At 71.3% G+C, this 18,292-nt stretch carries 19 protein-coding genes; 7 read left to right on the top strand and 12 right to left on the bottom strand.

The features are described from left to right. Positions 1-117 precede the first annotated feature (117 nt). The 4 genes from A6A25_RS30510 to A6A25_RS30495 all read right to left on the bottom strand — a co-directional run bounded on the left by A6A25_RS30510 (position 118) and on the right by A6A25_RS30495 (position 4,723). Positions 118-912, bottom strand: a complete 795-nt coding sequence (locus tag A6A25_RS30510) for a TIGR02569 family protein (protein ID WP_073896222.1) — start codon at positions 910-912, stop codon at positions 118-120. Positions 913-1,175: 263 nt separating this feature from the next. Next, the gene (gene moeZ, locus A6A25_RS30505; protein ID WP_073896015.1) at positions 1,176-2,348 is read right to left on the bottom strand and encodes an adenylyltransferase/sulfurtransferase MoeZ; all 1,173 of its coding nucleotides are present in this window, start codon (positions 2,346-2,348) and stop codon (positions 1,176-1,178) included. 271 nt (positions 2,349-2,619) lie between these two features. Then, a complete protein-coding gene (locus tag A6A25_RS30500; RefSeq protein ID WP_073896014.1) occupies positions 2,620-3,654 on the bottom strand; it encodes a DUF3152 domain-containing protein in 1,035 nt (344 codons plus the stop codon). An 85-nt stretch (positions 3,655-3,739) separates the two neighbouring features. Then, positions 3,740-4,723, bottom strand: coding sequence for an alpha/beta fold hydrolase (locus A6A25_RS30495; protein WP_073896221.1), 984 nt, complete (start codon positions 4,721-4,723; stop codon positions 3,740-3,742). 140 nt (positions 4,724-4,863) lie between these two features. On the opposite strand from A6A25_RS30495, the gene A6A25_RS30490 reads away from it, so the two are divergent. Beyond that, on the top strand, positions 4,864-5,511 hold the full coding sequence (locus tag A6A25_RS30490; protein ID WP_073896013.1) for a TetR/AcrR family transcriptional regulator: 648 nt from the start codon (positions 4,864-4,866) through the stop codon (positions 5,509-5,511). 321 nt (positions 5,512-5,832) lie between these two features. On the opposite strand, the gene A6A25_RS30485 is transcribed toward A6A25_RS30490, so the two are convergent. Together A6A25_RS30485 and A6A25_RS30480 are read right to left on the bottom strand one after the other, a co-directional pair. Then, positions 5,833-6,732 carry an alpha/beta fold hydrolase gene (locus A6A25_RS30485; RefSeq protein WP_073896012.1) on the bottom strand — a complete coding sequence of 300 codons (900 nt, stop codon included), beginning with the start codon at positions 6,730-6,732 and terminating at the stop codon, positions 5,833-5,835. Next, the gene (locus A6A25_RS30480; protein WP_073896011.1) at positions 6,729-7,628 is read right to left on the bottom strand and encodes an AurF N-oxygenase family protein; all 900 of its coding nucleotides are present in this window, start codon (positions 7,626-7,628) and stop codon (positions 6,729-6,731) included. The genes A6A25_RS30485 and A6A25_RS30480 overlap by 4 nt, the downstream gene beginning before the upstream one ends. A 64-nt stretch (positions 7,629-7,692) precedes the next feature. Between A6A25_RS30480 and A6A25_RS30475 the strand changes: the two genes are divergently transcribed. Together A6A25_RS30475 and A6A25_RS30470 are read left to right on the top strand one after the other, a co-directional pair. Further along, positions 7,693-8,427 (top strand): TetR/AcrR family transcriptional regulator, encoded by a 735-nt coding sequence (locus A6A25_RS30475; protein WP_073896010.1) that lies wholly within the window; start codon positions 7,693-7,695, stop codon positions 8,425-8,427. After that, entirely contained in the window at positions 8,427-8,729 is a 303-nt protein-coding gene (locus A6A25_RS30470; protein ID WP_073896009.1) for a DUF4873 domain-containing protein, read from the top strand. Before A6A25_RS30475 ends, A6A25_RS30470 begins: the two co-directional genes overlap by 1 nt. Positions 8,730-8,890: 161 nt before the next feature. On the opposite strand, the gene A6A25_RS30465 is transcribed toward A6A25_RS30470, so the two are convergent. Then, entirely contained in the window at positions 8,891-9,121 is a 231-nt protein-coding gene (locus A6A25_RS30465; RefSeq protein ID WP_073896008.1) for a DUF3107 domain-containing protein, read from the bottom strand. A gap of 41 nt (positions 9,122-9,162) precedes the next feature. Then, entirely contained in the window at positions 9,163-9,861 is a 699-nt protein-coding gene (locus A6A25_RS30460) for a ferritin-like fold-containing protein (protein WP_083668796.1), read from the bottom strand. 354 nt (positions 9,862-10,215) lie between these two features. Between A6A25_RS30460 and A6A25_RS30455 the strand changes: the two genes are divergently transcribed. The 4 genes from A6A25_RS30455 (at position 10,216) to A6A25_RS30440 (ending at position 15,507) form a co-directional block, all read left to right on the top strand. Beyond that, positions 10,216-11,865, top strand: coding sequence for a DEAD/DEAH box helicase (locus tag A6A25_RS30455; RefSeq protein WP_198932908.1), 1,650 nt, complete (start codon positions 10,216-10,218; stop codon positions 11,863-11,865). Positions 11,866-12,543: 678 nt separating this feature from the next. Continuing rightward, entirely contained in the window at positions 12,544-13,884 is a 1,341-nt protein-coding gene (locus tag A6A25_RS30450) for an Rv3212 family protein (protein WP_241828989.1), read from the top strand. A 42-nt stretch (positions 13,885-13,926) separates the two neighbouring features. Further along, positions 13,927-14,799 (top strand): alpha/beta fold hydrolase, encoded by an 873-nt coding sequence (locus tag A6A25_RS30445; RefSeq protein ID WP_073896005.1) that lies wholly within the window; start codon positions 13,927-13,929, stop codon positions 14,797-14,799. Between the two features lie 231 nt (positions 14,800-15,030). Then, a complete protein-coding gene (locus A6A25_RS30440; protein WP_073896004.1) occupies positions 15,031-15,507 on the top strand; it encodes a ricin-type beta-trefoil lectin domain protein in 477 nt (158 codons plus the stop codon). Positions 15,508-15,546: 39 nt separating this feature from the next. Here the strand turns inward: A6A25_RS30440 and A6A25_RS30435 are convergent, their stop codons facing one another. From A6A25_RS30435 to A6A25_RS30420, 4 genes are all read right to left on the bottom strand, one after another. After that, positions 15,547-15,849 (bottom strand): hypothetical protein, encoded by a 303-nt coding sequence (locus A6A25_RS30435; RefSeq protein ID WP_083668794.1) that lies wholly within the window; start codon positions 15,847-15,849, stop codon positions 15,547-15,549. Between the two features lie 10 nt (positions 15,850-15,859). Continuing rightward, positions 15,860-16,699 carry a RecB family exonuclease gene (locus A6A25_RS30430; RefSeq protein ID WP_073896003.1) on the bottom strand — a complete coding sequence of 280 codons (840 nt, stop codon included), beginning with the start codon at positions 16,697-16,699 and terminating at the stop codon, positions 15,860-15,862. A 160-nt stretch (positions 16,700-16,859) separates the two neighbouring features. Next, the gene (locus tag A6A25_RS30425) at positions 16,860-17,717 is read right to left on the bottom strand and encodes a PHP domain-containing protein (protein WP_073896002.1); all 858 of its coding nucleotides are present in this window, start codon (positions 17,715-17,717) and stop codon (positions 16,860-16,862) included. Between the two features lie 14 nt (positions 17,718-17,731). Further along, positions 17,732-18,292: a PH domain-containing protein gene (locus A6A25_RS30420; protein ID WP_073896001.1), complete on the bottom strand. Its 561-nt coding sequence runs from the start codon at positions 18,290-18,292 to the stop codon at positions 17,732-17,734.

Raw genomic sequence — 18,292 nt, 5'->3', positions numbered from 1 at the left:
CGATGCTCGCGGAGGCGGTCACGAGCCCGACGGTAAGAAGCGGCTGTTAACGATAGGACGCGAATTGTTTCGTCCACGCGAACTTGCCTGCTCGTGGTTGGCGCGAAGCGGGTGAGGTCACAGGGAATCGAGCACGAGTGCGGCCGTTCGCTCCAGTCCGACGAGAGATTGTCTGCTCGAACGGGGGTGCAGGGCGTGGACTGCGAGGCGGAACAGGGTTGCTCGCAGGAGGATTTGCGGCCAGTCGTCCAAGTGGGACCAGCGCTGGAGGAGGCCGTGATCCGCGCCACCCCAGGACAGCGCGTCCACGACCACGACGGCGGCACCGTAGGGCGCGGGCCGCCAGTACGCGACGAAGTCGATGATCGCGGGTGCCGCGTCACCGGCGAACAGGACGGTACCGAACAGGTCACCGTGCACGACCTGGGGCTTGAGCATGACCGGCTTGCGGTAGGCCGCGCACTGCTCGAACAACCGGCCGCCCAGGTCGGGGTCCAGTTCGGCCTTCTCCTCGTCCCACGCGCAGCGGTCGGCCGTGGCGAACAGGTCGGTCCGGGCGTCCAGGAAGCGGGGCTTGGGCAGATCGGCCGTGGCTCGGTGGAGCTTGACGGCCACGTCCACCACTTCGTCGTGCCTCGGCTCGGCCCGACCGGAGAGGTACTTGGTCGCCGCCCAACCGCCGACGACGTAACGGCCGTCCGTGGAGCGCAGGGGGCGGGCGACGCGCAGGTTCTCGACGTCGAGGACGTCGAGGGTCTTGGCGACCCAGGTGGCCTCGGCCGGCTTGCCCGCGGGCCGGATGGCCGCGTCACCGCACCGCCAGACCGGGCCGCCGTCGATCAGCTCCGGCTCGGCGTCACGCGCGCCGAACGCGGCGCGCACGTGCGACGGTGGCGGCTCCGGAGTGGTCACGGCCGGCACGCTACCTGGAGCGGGGCTCGCGTTGGTGGACGTGAGGGGTTCGAACACGCGGTGTCCACGCATTCGGCGTAACCGCATTATTGCGGTCTCAGCAGGAAACGCGCCGGCTGTGACCTGTAACACGCAGTTGTCCACAGGCCCGCGCCCGCCCGCCGCCCGCTGTCGGTCCCACCTGGCAAAATCACAGCAGGGGCCCCCTTGGCGGGGACCCCTGCGAAGCGTCGGTCAGCGGGGCGCCGGTGTGCGGGCGCCGATCAGTACGTCGGCAGCGAGGGGTCGACCTCACGCGCCCACGCCAGCACACCGCCACCCACGTGCACGGCGTCCTTGAACCCCGCCTGGTGCAGCACGGCCAGCGCCTCCGCCGACCGGGCACCCGACTTGCAGTGCAGCACGACCTGCTTGTCCTGCGGCAGCTCCGCGAACGCCTCGCCCGACAGGATGCGGTCCTTCGGGATCAGCACCGAGCCCGGGATCTTCACGATCTCGTACTCGTGCGGCTCGCGGACGTCCACCAGCAGGAAGTCCTCGCCGCTGTCCTGCTTCTGCTTCAGCTCCAGCGGCGTGATCGTGTTGCCCGCGGCGGCCTGCTGGGCGTCGTCGGACACGACACCGCAGAACGCCTCGTAGTCGATCAGCTCGGTGATCTTCGGGCTCTCCGGGTCCTTGCGGATCTTGATGGTCCGGTAGGACATCTCCAGGGCGTCGTAGACCATGAGGCGGCCGAGCAGCGGGTCGCCGATGCCGGTCAGCAGCTTGATCGCCTCGGTCACCATGACCGACCCGATCGACGCGCACAGCACGCCCAGCACGCCACCCTCCGCGCACGACGGCACCATGCCGGGCGGCGGCGGCTCGGGGTAGAGGTCGCGGTAGTTCAGGCCCTGGCCGTTGGGCGCGTCCTCCCAGAACACGCTGACCTGGCCCTCGAACCGGAAGATCGAGCCCCACACGTACGGCTTGCCCAGCAGCACGGCCGCGTCGTTGACCAGGTACCGGGTGGCGAAGTTGTCCGTGCCGTCCAGGATGAGGTCGTAGTCGCGGAAGATGTCGAGCGCGTTCTCCGAGTTCAGGTGGGTCTGGTGCAGCACCACCTTCACGAACGGGTTGATCTCGGCGACCGAGTCCCGCGCCGACTCGGCCTTCGGCTTGCCGACGTCCGACTGGCCGTGGATGACCTGGCGCTGGAGGTTCGACTCGTCGACGACGTCGAAGTCGACGATGCCGAGCGTGCCGACGCCGGCCGCCGCGAGGTAGAGCAGGGCCGGGCTGCCCAGGCCACCGGCTCCGACGACCAGGACCTTCGCGTTCTTCAGCCGCTTCTGCCCGTCGACCCCGACGTCCGGGATGATCAGGTGGCGGCTGTAGCGCGCTACTTCTTCCTTGGTCAGCTCCGCTGCGGGCTCCACGAGCGGCGGAAGCGCCATCTGAGTCCTCCTCGACGAAACATGTCCTGTACCGACGGACAACACCAGCCTGCCCGTCCGTCTTCCCCGATGGGAAGTCGTCCCAAGGCTCGGGACAGAACTTCCGCGCCCGTCACCGGACACCCCTACCCCGCCGCGAGGTCGCGTCGATCGTTCGCGACTCATTTTCCGGCGATCACGCTTTTCGATCGCCGGAAAATCAGGCGCGAACGATCGACTTCCAGGCGACCGAGCCGCGACGCCGGAGGCGGCGCCACGTCACTGCGCCATGTCACTGCGGCGCGACCGGGAAGGGGTTGGGCGTGCACACCAGGCCGTTGGCCTCCACCGCGTACCGGTTGCTGGAGTCGACGGAGTTGAGCTGGGCGACGTAGTCGTTGGCCACGCCGAACGACTGCTGCATCATCACCGGCGCGGCCTTGCCGTTCTCCTTGCAGCCCTCGTGCGGGTTCTTCAGCACGTGGCCGACCTCGTGGTTGATCGCGTAGGTCCGGTACGCGCTGATGTCGTTGCCGTAGACCTTGGCCCCCCGCACCCACCGGGCGGCGTTGATGACCACCCGCTTGGTGCCCTGGTGCCAGCACGACGACTCGAACTGGATCTGGAACCCGCACATGGCGTGCGTGGTGGCGGTCGTGGTCAAGCTCACGGTGAAGTCGAACGGCCCGCCCTCGACGCGCTGCATGGTCGCCTGGCCGGTGCCGATCCAGCTGCGCGGGTCGGCCAGGATGCCGTCGACCGTCCGGGCGAACGCCTCGCGGTCGCCGTTGTAGTCGGCGGGCTCGACGCCGTCCTCGATGGCGATCGCGTACCGGTAGAGCTTGCCGCCCGTGCCCGCGGGCTGCGTGGTGCCCGGGATCACGGCGAACGTGCCCGCGCCCTGCTCGGAGAACTTCGGCCCGTCCGGCAGCTGCGCGGTCGGGAAGTTCTTCAGGTCGATCTCGACCGGCGGCTTCTCGGTCGCCTCGGGCGGGCCGGTGGTCGTCGGCGGCGCGGACGTGCCGGCGCCCGGGTCGGCCGGGTTCGTCTGGCCGCCGGCGATCGTGGACGGCGCGGCGGTGTCCAGCACGACCAGCGCCGTGAGCACGAGCAGCACCGGGATGGCGTAGATCCGCCACCCGTACCCCGCGATCAGGCCCTTCACGCCCCGGCGCCGCTGGCGACGCCGGCGACCAGCCGGTTCCCAAGACGCGGCCAGCGGCTCCGCGCCGGTGCGGCGCGTGCCGCGGCGGTAGCGGTCCTCGGACAACGGCCGGCCATCGTGGGACGGCGCCGTGTCACGCGCGCCCTGCGACGTCCGGTTCACGGGAACCAGGGTGCCACAACCGCACCCGGATGGCGGATTCCAGGTGACCTGTGCGTCACCACCGGTGTCGCTACCAGTGATGTCGCTACCACTGGTGTCGCTCGACCGCCTCCCACATGCCCACCACCGCGCGCGCCACCGACACCGGCCGTTCCATCTGCGCCACGTGCCCGGTGCGCGGCAGGACGAGCAGCCGCCCGCGCGGGATCAGCCGAGCCACCCGCGGCGCCTTGCGCACGCTCACCAGCCGGTCCTCGGTCCCCCACACGACCAGCGTCGGCGCGGTGATCTTCGGCGGCAGCAGCCACATCGACTTCGACCTCGGCACCAGCCACGACCGGATCAGGTCGATCGTGCTGGCGCTGAGCGCGTTGCCCGCCCACGCCTGCGCCGACCGCTCGGTGTACTCCTCCTCGCTCTGCCCGATCCGGTTCGCCGGCACCGAGTGGGGGTCGGCGAAGCACAGCCGCAGCATCTGGTGCGTCCGCTCACGCGGCGTCACCGCGGCCAGCTGCTCCCGCACCCGCGGGCCGACGACCGGCAGGAACGCCAACGGCAGCCGCCGGTCCGACACCCGGCGCAGGCTCACCCGCAGGTCCGGCACGGCGGGTGACACCAGCGTCAGCGTGCGGACCAGGTCCGGCCGCGACGCCGCGACCATCAACGTGATCGCGCCGCCCATGGAGTTGCCGAACAGGTGCACGGGACCGTCGTCCAGCGACTCGATGTACTCGGTGACGAGCCGCGCGTGCGTGGTCATCCGGAAGTCGTAGCCGTCGATCGGCTCCGAGCGGCCGAACCCGGGCAGGTCCAGCGCGTGGCCGTCGACGTGCTCGCGCAGCTGCGCGGCGAGGTCGGTCCAGTTCGTCGAGGAACCGCCCAGTCCGTGCACGTAGACGGCCTTCGAGTCGGCCGGTCCCGCGGTGCGGCGGACGTGCACGCGGTGCCCGCCCACCTCGACGTAGTCACCAGGCCACGGCTGGATCGTTGTGTCCAGCGGAGGTAGCGGCGCGGTGGACAGGGGCACGTGGGTGATGGCGGTTCTGCTCGCCTCCAGCGTCTCGGTCACCACCCCAGGATGCCTGCCCGGGCGTCCTACGAAACGAGAAGCTTTACGGGAACGCTGCTACCAGCGAGTAAGGTTGCCGGCGAGCCGGAAGGGCAACCCCTTTCCCGGTTGCGCGAAGTGATTGGTTGGCTGGAGGCACCATGACGGAGACGGCCCAGACTGCGGTCGGGCACCACAGCGGCGCGGCGGGGCGGGGTGTACGGCTCCCGCGCACCGCTCGACGTGCCCAGTTGCTGGCCGCGGCGCAGGACGTGTTCGTGACCAACGGCTACCACGCCGCCGCGATGGACGAGATCGCCGAGCGCGCGGGAGTCAGCAAGCCGGTCCTCTACCAGCACTTCCCCGGCAAGCTGGAGCTCTACCTGGCGCTGCTGGAGTCCCACGTTGACGAGCTGGTGAACCGCGTGCGCGGCGCGCTGGCGTCCACGACGGACAACAAGCAGCGGGTGAAGGCCGCGGTCGCCGCGTTCTACGACTTCGTGGACGGCGAGGGCCAGGCATTCCGGATGGTGTTCGAGTCGGACCTGCGCGGCGAGCCCGCCGTGGCGCGCGCGGTGGAGCGGGCGACGACGGACAGCGTGGAAGCCATCACCGACACCATCACCGCCGACGCGGGCCTCGACGAGCACCGCGCCCGGCTGCTGGCCGTCGGCCTGGTGGGGTTGTCGCAGGTCACGGCACGTTCTTGGCTGGCCGACGACCGGAAGCTGGCGAAGGAAGACGCGGTCGCCCTGATCTCGAACCTCGCCTGGCGGGGCATCGGCGGCGGCTTCCCGCTGCAGCACTGAGTGCCGTGCCGGCCTGATCACAGCGCCGGACCGAGAACCGTGCCGGCCTGAAGAACGGTGCCGGCCTGAAGAACGGTGCCGGCCTGAAGAACGGTGCCGGCCTGAAGAACGGTGCCGGTGAGGGCCGCCCCCGACAGCGGCCCTCACCGGCGATCACCACCGCGCCGAGTTGTCCACAGGTCGCTGTGGACGCGCGGAGATTGTCGGTGCTTGCCGGCAGGATCAAAGCAAGGGTTCCCCTTCGGCGGGGGACGCTTGCGCAGGCACGACCTCCGGCAGGTCAGGTGCCGCGGGCGACCTCGCCGACCTGCCGGAAGCAGGTCACAGCAGCGCGGTGATGTGTGCTGTGACCTCGTTCGCCCTCTCCAAAGGCAGCATGTGGCCGGCACCGAGGTAGATCACCAGCTCGGCGTGCGGCAGCTCGTCGGCCAGCACGCGGGCGTGCCGCAGCGGCGTCAGCCGGTCCTCCGCGCCCGCCAGCGCCACCGTCGGGATCCCCGCCAACCCGGCCAGCGCCTTGCGCCGGTCGTGCTCGTCCAGCGAGTCGCGGAACCCGACCATGCTCACCGGGTGGCACCGGCCGACCATCTCGGCCGTCATCGCGACGTGCCGCCACGACGGCCGCTTGCCGAACAGCAGCCACCGCAGCCCCGGCCTGGCCACCTCGGTGCGCCGGAGCAGCTCGGCCCGCCGCAACCGGGCGATCCGCCGGTTGACCGCCTTCTCCCCCGCCACAAACGCCCGGCCGACCGCACCCGGCAGGCCCAGCGTCGACCCGGCGAGTTCACCCGAAGAGGTGGCGACGAGGACGACGCCGGCGACGCGGTCGAGCAGCGAGGGGTGCTGCTCGGCCAACGCCATGATCGTCATGCCGCCCATCGAGTGCCCGGCCAGCACCAGCCGCCCGGTCGGCACGCGGGCCGCGACCAGCTCGGCCAGGTCGTCCGCGCACCGCGCGATCGTGGCCGTCCCGGCCGGCGCGGGCGCCGAGCCGCCGTGACCGCGGTGGTCGTACCGCAGCACGCGTCCCGGCAGGGCCGGCGCCACCGCGTCCCACGACGTGTGGTCCAACGTCCAGCCGTGCAGCAGCACGGTGGTCACCTCGGCGTCCGGCGGCCCGGTGTCCACCACGCGCAACGCCGTGCCGTCGGACGTCACGAACCGCCGACCGGCCTCCCACGGCGCGGCCACCCGGGCACCCACCCCGACCTCGGCGCTCATCCGAGCAGGAACGACCGGCGCCACGCCCGCATCCCCGGCGCGCCCACCAGCCCGACCTCGTCCAGGAACTTCATGATCCGCTCGCCGGACCAGCGGATGCTCTCCTGCCAGTGCGGGTTGCCCAGCGCCGCCTTGTGCGCCTGCTCCTTGTCCAGCCCCACGGCCGCGTACACCTCCGGGTTGATCAGCGACCGGGTGATGAACATGGACGTGGTCGCGATCAGCCACCGCTGGTAGGGCAGCTCCTTCTTGGTCAGCTTCTCCATCCCGCGCACGACCTCCTCGCGCGCGAACCGGACGTGCCTGGCCTCTTCGAGCACGTGGATCCGGTTGACCATGCGCACCAGCGGCTGCACGGTCTCGTCGGCCATCGTCTCGCGCTGCAACCGGTCCAGGATCTCCTCGGCGACCAGGATCGACCCGTACAGCGCGGGCCCGTAGCCGATCACCGGCAGCAGCTTGCCCAGCTGGTAGGTGTACTGGCGGGGGCCGTAGGGCGGGCAGCCGATGGCCTCGACCATCCGGGCGAACATCGTCGAGTGCCGGCACTCGTCGGCGACCTCGGTCAGCGCGTACTGCGCGTGCTTGGTCGTCGGGTCCGACCGGTAGACCTCCTTGAGCAGCATCTGCATGAGCAGGATCTCGAACCACAGCCCGACGCTGGCGACGCTGGCCACCTCGTGCCGGGACAGGTCGATGCGCTGCTCCGGGCTCATCCGGTCCCACAGCTCGGTGCCGTACAGCGAGCACCGGTGCTCCGGCGTGAACCGCAGGCCGTCGACCAGCGGCGCGGACCAGTCGATGTCGACCTCGGGGTCGTAGAACTTGTCGGCCGAGGAGTTGAGCAGACGCTCGGCGGTCTTCTCTCGATCCGCGACCTTCAAGGTCCTCGTCATCGGGTCCCTCCCCGGGAGTTATCTGTAACTTGAGGTAACGGTTACTTCTGGTAGCGTGCGTCACATGGCTCGAACTGTCAAGGGCGGCACGGACGCACGCCGGGAACGGTGGAAGGGGCACCGCGAGGCGCGGCGCGCCGAGTTCGTGGAAGCGACCATCCGCGCCGTCGCCAAGCACGGCCCGGACGTGGGCATGGACGAGATCGCCACCGAGGCGGGCGTCAGCAAGCCGGTGCTCTACCGGCACTTCGCCGACAAGTCCGACCTCTACCTCGCCGTCGGCCGGCGCGGCACCGAGATGCTGATGGACAAGATGGGGCCCGCGATCGAGCACGACGGCCCGATCCGGCTCCGCATCAAGCGCATCGTGGACGCGTACCTGTCGGTGATCGAGGAGCACCCCAACCTGTACCGGTTCGTGGTGCGCAAGTCGTTCACCGACCGGCCGGTCGAGCAGGACGTGGTCAGCGAGGACAAGGAGCTGATCGCGGCGGCCCTGGCCCGGCTGCTCGGCGACTACCTGCGCGCGTTCGGCATGGACTCCGGCGGTGCCGAGCCGTGGGCGCACGCGCTGGTCGGCATGGTGCAGAACGCGGGCGACTGGTGGCTCGACCGGCAGTCGATGACGCGGGCGAGCCTGAGCGACTACCTGACCACGATCATCTGGCACGCCATCGACGGCCTGCTCCGCTCCGCGGGCGTGGAACTCGACCCGGACGCGCCGCTGACCACCGAATTCCCCACAGCGGACCTGCACGAAGGCCCCCACCTGCGGGTCGTCGACGTCGAGGAGGCGTGATGAGCGAGGAACACGAGCACGACGAAGAGGGCTACACCGGCGAGGCCGTGCTGGTGTTCGACGAGCGGGAGGTGCCGGTGAGCGTGGAGCTGCGCGGCTACTTCCAGCCCATCGACGGCCGCTACCACTGGTACGGCCGGGTCGGCGCGAACGAGCAGGTCACCGAGCTGGTGGAGGGCGGTGCGCGGACCGCGCTGCTGCGCACACCCGACGGCTCGGCGACCGGGTCGCTCACCGACCCCGACCCCTGGCGGCGCTACCGCGTGGCCGGCACCTCGACGCCGCCGTTCACGGTCGGCTGACCAGGGGCTCGACACGCGAGAAGGGGCACCCGATCGGGTGCCCCTTCTGGTGTCCGGTAGCCCGGATCCGGTGTCCGGTAGCCCGGAGAACGCTCGTTCGGCCGGTACGCCTCGCGGCCGCTCGATCCCGTCGACCGCGCGGTGATCAGCCCTTCCGCCGCTCAGTCGCCGGAGACGAACCCGACGCGGCGCGAGTCGCTCGGACCGATCTCCACGTACGCGATGCGCGACGCCGGCACCACGTAGCGGGCGCCCTTGGTGTCGGCCAGCACGAGCTGACCGGTGCCCGCCTTCAGCGCGTCCGCGACCTGCGACTCGACCTCCTCGGGGGTGAGCCCGCTGGACACCACGAGCTCCCGCGGGCTGTCCGCGATCCCGACCCTGACCTCCACGCTGACCTCCGTGCGGCGTTGATGGCTTTCGAAGACCAACCCTAGCCGAGCCCGAGCGCCGTCATGCGGCGCGTGTGGCTCTGCTGGAGCCGCCGGAACAGCGCCGCGATGCCCGCCAGGTCGCCCGAGCCGCGCACGATCAGCTCCGCGAGCCCGTCCCGCTCCGCCACCACGTACTGGGCCTGCGTCAATGCCTCGCCGAGCAGCCGGCGACCCCACAACGTGAGCCGGTCTCGCAGCTTCGGGTCGTCGTCGCAGGCGGCCCGGACTTCGCGCTCGGCGAACGCCGAGTGGCCCGTGTCGGCCAGCACCGCGAGCACCAGCTCCTTGGTCGGCTCATCCAGCCACTCCGCGACCTCGCGGTAGAAGTCGGCCGCCAGGGCGTCGCCGACGTAGGCCTTCACCAGCGACTCCAGCCACGAGCGCGGTGCCGTGGAGGCGTGGAACCCGTCGAAACCCGCGACGAACGGCCGCATGGCCTCCTCCAGCGAGTGGCCGCGCTCGGCCAGGTACCGCTCCAGCAGCCCGTAGTGGCCGATCTCGGCCGCCGCCATCCGCGACAACGCGGCACGCCCGGCCAGCGTGGGCGCGGTCCGGGCGTCCTCGGCGAGCCGGTCGAACGCCGACAGCTCGCCGTACGCGAGGGCACCGAGCAGGTCCACGACACCCTCGGCCACCTGGTCCCCGTCACCCACCGCAACCGACTGACCCACCGCTGCATCCACTCCCGGGTCGCTCATGCCACGGAGCCTAGCCGGGTGTCGTTGACAACACCCCAGGCACGCGAAACCGCACTCGACCTCGCGAACCAGCCCGATCGGCCTAGTCGCCGGGTAGACTCGACAGACGACGCCCGGCGCGGCGCGGCCCAGTGGGGGCTCGCTAGCGGTGCCGAAGGCTGAACTGCGGCGGCACCGTGCCGCCAGGAGAGGGTGCGCGCACACACCTCGCTGGCCCTCCCGCGACCCGCCCGGCCCCTTGCGGTGGCCCGAGTGGCGGTGACGCGGTCGAGCGGCCCGTACAGGCCGTGGCGCGCTGGTACGAGAGAGGCGATCACCCTGACCGCGACGAACGAAGAGACCCATATCGACCCGGTGGCCCTGGAACACAGCGAGGCGGGTGTCCCGGAAGACGACACCTCGCACCCGCTCGTCGCCGACGCACCGGTCAAGCCCGATTCGCCCACGTTCGGCGAGCTGGGCGTGCGCGAGGAGATCGTGCGCGCGCTGGCCGAGGCGGGCATCCACCGCACGTTCGCCATCCAGGAGCTGACCCTGCCGCTGGCGCTGGCCGGTGACGACGTCATCGGGCAGGCCCGCACCGGCACGGGCAAGACCCTGGGCTTCGGCATCCCGCTGCTCCAGCGGATCACCGTGCCGGGTGACGGCACGCCGCAGGCGCTGGTCGTCGTGCCGACGCGTGAGCTGTGCCTGCAGGTCACCCACGACCTGACCGACGCGTCGAAGCACCTGGGCGTGCGCGTGCTGGCCATCTACGGCGGCCGGCCGTACGAGCCGCAGATCGCGGCGCTGCGCAAGGGCGTCGACGTGGTCGTCGGCACGCCGGGCCGGTTGCTCGACCTGGCCGAGCAGCGCCACCTGGTGCTCGGCAAGGTGCGCGGGCTCGTGCTGGACGAGGCCGACGAGATGCTCGACCTCGGGTTCCTGCCCGACATCGAGCGGATCCTGCGCATGGTGCCCGACGAGCGGCAGACCATGCTGTTCTCGGCGACCATGCCGGGGCCGATCATCACGCTGGCGCGCACGTTCCTCAACCAGCCCACGCACGTGCGTGCCGAGGAGAACGACGCGGGTGCGATCCACGAGCGCACCGAGCAGTTCGTCTACCGGGCGCACGCGCTGGACAAGTCGGAGCTGCTGGCGCGGGCGTTGCAGGCCCGTGAGCGCGGCCTGTCGATGGTGTTCACCCGGACCAAGCGCACCGCCCAGAAGGTGGCGGACGAGCTGGTCGAACGCGGTTTCGCCGCGGCGGCCGTGCACGGTGACCTGGGCCAGGGCGCGCGTGAGCAGGCGTTGCGGGCGTTCCGCTCGGGCAAGATCGACGTGCTGGTGGCGACCGACGTGGCCGCCCGCGGCATCGACGTCGAGGGCGTCACGCACGTGATCAACTACCAGTGCCCCGAGGACGAGAAGACCTACGTGCACCGCATCGGCCGGACGGGTCGGGCGGGTCGCACGGGTGTCGCGGTCACGCTGGTGGACTGGGACGAGATGCCCCGGTGGAAGCTGATCAGCGACACGCTCGACCTGGGCAAGCCGGAGCCGGTGGAGACTTATTCGACGTCCGACCACCTGTTCGCCGACCTGGACATCCCGGCTGGTTCGACCGGTCGGCTGCCGCTGGGGCTGCGCACGCGCGCGGGCCTGGGCGCCGAGCCCGAGGAGAACCTCAAGGGCGAGAAGAAGACCCGCAAACGCCGCCGCGGCGGCCGTTCCGGTGGCGACAGCGCTCAACCCACCGAGCCCAGCACCGGCACCAACGCCTCCGGCTCGACCTCCGGCCCCGGCGAAGAAGGCGGCACCCGCCCCCGCCGTCGCCGCCGCAGCCGCGCCGGCGTGACCGCGGGCGAGAACGGCACGACGACCGAGGCATCCTCGGAGGTCACCGCAGGCGCACCGGCCAAGGAGCCGACGGCCGCGTCAGCCGAGGGCGAGCGCCCACGCCGTCGCCGCCGTCGCCGCACGGGCGGCGGCGAGTCCTCGGACTCCGCCTCGGCCGAATAGGGAACAATCGCGGTGGGCAGCGCCTCTCCACCAGCGCTGCCCAAACCCAATCGGGTGAACATGCCCCGAAAATGTACGGAAACACCGTTACCGCCCCTCGGTTAGAATCGAGGAGCCGCCGAACCACCCCGGCACCCCCGGAAGCCCCCCAAGCGACCGGGCCACCAAACGAACGACCGCCCCACCCGCCCCCATGGCCGGCCACCCCCGAGCCGGAACGGGCCAAGCCGCGCCAACGTGACATGCCGGAACGACCCGCACCGCAGCGACGGACCAGCTCGAGACGGGCTGGCTGGCAGGGATCGGCCGGGATCGAGCGGGCTGGCAGGGATCGAGCGGGTCGGCAGGGATCGGGTCGGGTGCGGGGCAGGAAGCCGCGGGCCAGTGGGCGCGGCGGCGAACCGCGACCGAGCGAGCCTGTGAGGCACCGAAAGGGCCTGGTCACCGGGTGGCGGTCGGTGCCGGAGGGCCAGGGTCGCGCGGAACGGGGTCTCGTTCGGAGCGCGCCGGCGCCGAGCGCGGAGCCCTCGCGCAGGCGGCGCGAAAGGGGCCTGGCTCGGGGTTGCGGAACGCCGCTGTGAACGGAACCTGCTGCCGCCTCACACCGACCTCTTCCCGGTGGTGGCAGCATGTCGCCAGACCGAACGCGATAGATCACCGACCATCGGGAGCCGGGCAGTGGGCCAGCCGGAGCAGGCGGAGTCGAACGGGCAGGTCGTGCTGGACGAGGAAGATGTCCTGGCGGAGGCCGGCGAAGCCCAGGACCAGCCGCGGGACGACGATGACGTCGAGCCATTCGAGCCGCTGCCGGCGAGGTCGTGGCGGACGAAGGGCGACTTCATCGGCCTGGCGCTGGTCGTGGTCGCGGTACTCGTCGCCGGCTTGGTGGTGTGGTTGACCAGCGACGCCCGCAACACGGTCAGCCAGACGGGTCCGTCCGAGGTCACCCCGTTGCTGCCCGTCACCGCGATGCCGCCGACGCTCTCCGAGATCTGGCGCGCCCCCAGCGGGGCGACCCCCGTTCCGGTGAACCTCGACTCGGTCGTCGTCACCGGCGACGGCGGCGAGGTCGTCGGCCGGGACGCGTTCACCGGCGACGTCCGCTGGCGCTACGCCCGCGACCTGCCCCTGTGCACCGTCTCCACGGCCTGGGGCCGCATCTTCGCCGTGCACCGCAAGGACACCAACTGCTCCGAGGTCACCACCCTCGAGAACGCCTCCGGCAAGCGCGGCCCGCAGCGCAACGGCGACGCCGAGTTCGGCACCCGCCTGCTCAACGAGGGCTCGCACGTCCTCACCACCGGAGGCACGTACGTCGAGGTCTACCGCCGCGACGACCTGGTCCGCTCGCTGGAGTACGGCACCCTGCGCGCCATCGTGAACCCGAACAAGCAGCCGCGCACCGGCTGCACCTACCACTCGTTCACGGTCACCGCCGGCAAGATCGCGATGATCGAGCGCTGCCCCGCCCTCGACCCGTCCGACCGCCTCACGATCCTCAAGCCCAACCCCGAGAAGTCCGACGAGCCGCAGGTCATCACCAGCACGGTCACCGGCCAGAACGGCGCCCGCGTCATCGCCGTCACCGCCAACCGGGTCGCGTTGGCCGTGCCGGGCCGGATCGTGGTGTTCGACTCGGAGACCGGCGCCGCGGTCGCCGACTACCCGGTCGACGTCACCGCCGACGAGCTCGCGGGCGACCCGCCCGGACGGGTGGCGTCGACGTTCACCAGCACCGCGAACATCTACTGGTTCACCGGGTCGAAGACGGTGGCGCTGTCACTGGCCGACCTGAACCCGTTGTGGACCGCGAACGACACCCTCGGCGCGGGCACCACGCTCGCCGGTCGGCTGCTGCTGCCGGTCGAGGACGGGCTGAAGGTGCTCGACCAGGTCTCCGGCGAGGAAGTCGCGGCGATCCCGGTCGACCGCGGCGACCACACCGGTCCGGTCGAGATGGCCACCGAGGGTCCCGTCGTGCTGGAGCAGCGCGGCGGCACGCTCGTCGCGCTGAGGTAACGCGCCACGCGCCCGCGCGGCCGGTGCGGCAGACTGCCAGACGTGCACTCGCAGTTCAGCCCGCACCGGGCGCAACGCGTGGACCTGCCCGGCAGGCACGGCCCGATCGCGGCCCTGCACGCCCCCGCCGCGGGCCGCGACCTCGGCGCCACCGCGCTGCTCGTCCCCGGTTACACGGGGTCCAAAGAGGACTTCGCGCCGCTGGTCGACCCGATCGCCGACGCCGGGGTCGAGGTCGTGGCGATCGACCTGCCCGGCCAGTACGAGTCGCCGGGCCCGCTGGTCGAATCCGACTACCGGCCCGAGGTGCTGGGCGCGGCGGTGGCCGAACTGGTCGCGAAACTGGCCGCCGAGGGCAGGCGGGTGCTGCTGCTCGGCCACTCGTTCGGCGGCCTGGTGGCGCGCGGCGCGGTGCTGGCCGGTGCGCCCGTGGCCGGGTTGACGCTCATGGCCTCCGGCCCGTCCGAGCTGCCGCCGGGCGAGCGCCGCACCGCCCTGGACTACGGCGAGATCGTGCTGCGCGAGCAGGGCGTCGAGGCGTCGCAACAGGTCAACGAGACCCGCCAGGCGCTCAACCCGCGCTGGCAGGTGATCCCCCAGGACCTGAAGGACTTCTACCGGGAGCGGTTCGTCCGCTCGTCGCCCGTCGGGCTGCTGGGCATGGGTGAGGCGTTGCGCACCGAGCCGGACCTGGTCGCCAAGCTGGCCCGCGTCCTGCGCACGACGGGCATCCCGTGCCTGGTGGTGTGCGGCGAGTTCGACGACGCCTGGTCGGCGGCGAGCCAGCGGGACATGGCCGAACGCCTGGACGCCGACTTCGCCGTGCTCTCGGGCGTGATGCACAACCCGAACACCGAGGCACCGGACGCCCTGCTGGCCACGCTCCTGCCGACGTGGCGCGCCTGGCTCTCCTGACACCGCGACGAGAACACCGGGGCGACCCGCCTTCCCGGATCACCCCACGGAACGACCCGTGCCGCGCCCGGTGGGGTGTCTCCCGCGCCGCGTCCGTGACCGGCGCGCCGTGCGGCCAACCGGACCGGGTCGTTTACCGCCACCATCGGTGTTTCCGCTGTTCGCAGGCCCCTCCCGGCGCTTCTACTTATCGGTGCACCCGATAAAACGGACACCGGAAGGACCATCGGAATGACACTCGGACGAATCCTCACGGCCATCGTCGCGGCCGCCTCGGCGCTGCTCGTCGCACCGACCTCCAACGCCGCCCCGGATCCGGACCGGTGGGTGCTCGAGAGCGTCGCCGTGCCGAACGACGTGTGGGACCAGACCAACTGGGCCTGGGATCCGCAGTACCCGATCATCCCCCACCCCCGGCACGACGGGGACAACCAGAAGTGGTACATCTCCGACGACGGCACGATCAGGAACGTGCAGTACGACGACTGGTGCGCCACCTCGGTCGGCGGCAAGCTGGCCGGCCGACCCTGCGACGGCTCCGACAGCCAGCGGTGGGACGGCACTTCCTACGACGGCTACCACTCGTGGCTGTTCGAGCTGAGGGGCACCGGTGACTGCGTCACGCACAACGGCACCTACACGGAACTGATCGTGACGTCGTGCAACCCCGGCCGGTACGACCAGCGCTGGATCATCCACAAGGTCTAGCGCGGCGCGCGTCGGCCGGACCCGTCCGGCCGACGCGCCTCAGGCCCACCAGAAGAACCACAGCGTCGACGCCACCAGCAGCACGACCGCCAGGCCGCACAACGCCACCACCCAGCCGCGGCGGCGGTCCGCCACGACCTGGGCCACCACGGCGGCCACGGCCGCGACGACGTGGCCGGTTACCACGTCGAACCCCGGTCCGGGCAGGTCGCGGGTGCCCGCGTAGACCTGCACGCCGATCATCGCCAACGCCAGCAGCACCAAGCCGACGGCGAGCGCGCCGCTGACGCCGCGCCACAGCCTCGCCAGGCGTGGTTCGGGTCCGCTGTCCACCATCGTCACGCGGCCAACTCTACGGCGCGAGCAACGCCCACGGGTCGAGGGACGGCGCCGCCCGCTGACCTTCGGGGCACGACCGGCGGAAGTCGCACCACGTGCACTGGTTGCCGGTGCGCGGCGGGAACAGGATCTCCGGGTCGCCGCCCGCGTCCAGCGTGTCGGTGGCCAGCCGCAGCTCGTCGGCCGCCTCCTCGGCCCGCGACACGTGCCGCGCCAGGCTCTCCTCGGTGTGCTCCCACACCGACACCGTGCCCGTGGGCAGGTGGTGCAGCTCCACCTGGTGGCACGGCTTGCGCAACGTCCGCCGCGCCGCCAGCGCGTACAGCGCCAACGCCTGCGAGCCGCGCGCGTCGTCCACGGTGAGCGCGTGCCGCCCGGTCTTGTAGTCCACGATCACCAGTTCGCCGTCGCGCAGGTCGATCCGGTCGACCCGGCCCTCGGCGACGATCTTGGTGGTGGGCGTGGACACCCAGCGCTCGATGCCGACCGGCTCGATCGAGGTGTCCAGTTCGCTGACGTAGTCGCGCACCCACCCGACCGCCCGGTCCCGGTACACGGCGGCCTGCTCGGCGTCCCGGAAGCCGTCGTTCTTCCACTGCCGGTGCAGCAGCGCCACGGCCTGCTCGGGGGTGCGGCGCTCGGCGGGCAGGTCGAACAACGCCTTCAGCGCGTTGTGCACGACCGCGCCCAGGGTGTTGTGCGCCCACGCCCCACCGCGCGGCGGCGACGGCCGGTCGAGGTAGGCCATGCGAAAGCGACGCGGGCAGTCCGCCCACGTGGCGAGCTTCGCCGGCGTCACCCGCACCAGCTTCTTCGGCATCGCACCAAAGTCGAACCCAAGCTGCTCCTGCACGGGGTTCAAGCTACCCACAGGATCCGACAGTGTTGGATTGCGCCGCCTCCGGCGTCGCGGGCGAGGTCGCCCGGAAGTCGGTCGTTCGCGCCCTGATTTCCGGCGATCGAAGGGCGTGATCGCCGGAAATGAGGACGCGAACGACCGACGCGACCTCGCGTCACCCGACGAGGATCTTGCACCCGGTTGCCCGATCGGCCAGGGCGTCCAACACGTCGGGCGACGTCGTCTCCGCGCCGAGCCGCACGGTCTTGTTCGTGCCGTGGTAGTCGCTGGAGCCGGTGGTCAGCAGGCCCAGCTCCCCCGCGAGGCCGCGCAGCCGCGCCCGCGTCTGCGGGTCGTGATCGGGGTGGTCGACCTCGACCCCGGCCAGCCCCAGGTCGGCGAGATCGGCCACCACCTGGTCGGTCACGATCGGTCCCCGCGAGGTCGCGAAGGGGTGCGCCAGCACCGTCACGCCGCCCGCCCCGGTGATCATCTCGATCGCCCGCGCCACGGGCGTGTCGGTGCGCGGCACGTAGTACCGGCCGCCGGTCAGGTACTTGGCGAACGCCTCGTCCACGGTCGACACCACACCCGCCCTGATCAACGCCATGGCGAGGTGGGGACGTCCGGCGGGCGCGTCGGTCGGCATGGCCGCCATCAGCTCGTCGGGGTCGATGGGGAACCCGTCGGCGACCATCCGCTCGGCCATCCGGCGCAGTCGGTGCCGTCGTTCCAGGCGCAGCCGCAGCTGCTCCTCGACCAGCGCGGGCGAGGTGTGGTCGTACAGGTAGGCGAGCAGGTGGACGGTGATGACCCGGCCCCGGCCGTCGTCGGAGGCACAGGACAGCTCGGCGCCGCGCACCAGCTTCAGGCCGGGTGGCAGCGCGTTGGCCGCCTCCGCCCAGCCGGCCGCGGTGTCGTGGTCGGTGAGCGCGACCGCGGTCAAGCCGGTGGCGGCCGCGGCCGCCACCAACTCCGCGGGCGTGTCGGTGCCGTCGGACTCGGTCGAGTGGGTGTGCAGGTCGATGCGCACCCGCCCAGTCTGAACTACGGCACCATCTTCTTGCCGCGCGCCGCCCGCTGCGCCTTGATCATCGAGAAGCGCTCGGCCTGTGCCTTCTTGTCACCGAAGGTCAACTCCGAGATGGCGTCGTAGACCTCCTCGGGGTTGGGCAGGTACTCGATCCGGTTGAGGGCCTGGATCTGACCCGCCGACTCCACGACCAGGGTGCCGAAGCCGAACATGCGCCCGAGCACCGAACGCTCGTAGGTGAGGTCGGTGACCTTGCTGATCGGCATCATGGCGACCTTGGTCTCGAAGACCCCCGAGGAGATCATGAACCTCTTGTCGGTGACGACGATCCGCTCCACCCACCACTCCATGACGAAGTAGGCCAGCCTGAGCAGCACGAACAGCGAGGCGTACCAGAGGATGTTCTGGATGATGCCCGCGTTGTCGGGCAGCAGGTACGAGATCATCATCGCGCCGGCCAGCAGTGCGCCCGCCTCGAGGAGATCCCAGAGCAGACTGCTCCAGTGCCTGCGGACCCGGATGACCCGACGCTCCGTGGGGAGCAGGTACTCGTCGGGGTCCCGTGGTGCGAACAT

This window comes from Saccharothrix sp. CB00851, assembly GCF_001905065.1.
Taxonomy (GTDB): Bacteria; Actinomycetota; Actinomycetes; order Mycobacteriales; family Pseudonocardiaceae; genus Actinosynnema.
The sequence above is the reverse complement of the archived record's forward strand: the minus strand, read 5'-3'. Positions and strand labels throughout refer to the sequence as shown.